The sequence below is a fragment of the Rhodobacter sp. P2_H5 genome, from assembly GCF_056403335.1.
Genome location: NZ_JBFUFS010000122.1, coordinates 1 through 685 on the forward strand (window position 1 = coordinate 1; position 685 = coordinate 685).

Consider the following 685-nt stretch of genomic DNA (forward strand, 5'->3'; position numbering starts at 1 on the left):
TCTCACGCCTGTCGAACTTCCTGCGCGGCGGAAAACTGGACCTGAAGGCGGAAAGCGGCGCGGTTCAGGACCTGTCACGTCAATTGCGGGTGAAAACCCCGGGTATCGAGACCGCCATCGRCAACCTTTCGGGCGGCAACCAGCAGAAATGCGTCATTGCCAAGCAGCTGAACGCCAAATGCGATGTGCTGCTGATCGACGAACCCACGCGCGGTGTCGATGTGGGTGCCAGGCGGGGAATCTACGAGCTGATCGTGGGCCTGGTCGAGAAGCGCGGACTTGCGGTGCTGATGGTGTCCTCGGAACTGACCGAAGTGATCGGCATGAGCGACCGCATCCTGGTGATGCGCGAAGGCGAGATCACGGCGGAACTGCCCCGCGGCGCCTCTGAAGAAGAGATCATGAAATTCGCGACGTTTCACTGAGACGGCGGCACCCCGGCTTGGGGTCAAGGGAGAGAGAAATGACGAGGCAGGACGGAACGACAAAGCCCGCCGGATTTCGGCTGGCATTGCCCAAGGGGGCAGGGCTGATCTGGGTGCTGGTGGCGCTCTGCGTCGTCGCCACGCTGCTCTCCAGCGCATTTCTTAACCCGGCAAACCTTATGAACGTGCTGCGTCAGGTGGCGCTTTACGGCATCGTCAGCGTGGGGATGACCTTCGTCATCCTGACCAAGGGCATTGAC

Annotated in this window: 1 protein-coding gene and 1 pseudogene; both read left to right on the top strand. The window is 61.3% G+C overall.

Annotated elements, in window-relative coordinates; genetic code table 11:
- Nucleotides 1-425, top strand: a 425-nt coding sequence (locus tag AC1DVR_RS23865) for an ATP-binding cassette domain-containing protein (RefSeq protein WP_478003107.1), incomplete at its 5' end; no start/stop codon positions are given.
- A 38-nt stretch (nt 426-463) separates the two neighbouring features.
- Nucleotides 464-685: pseudogene (locus AC1DVR_RS23870) on the top strand (ribose ABC transporter permease); the annotation flags it as partial.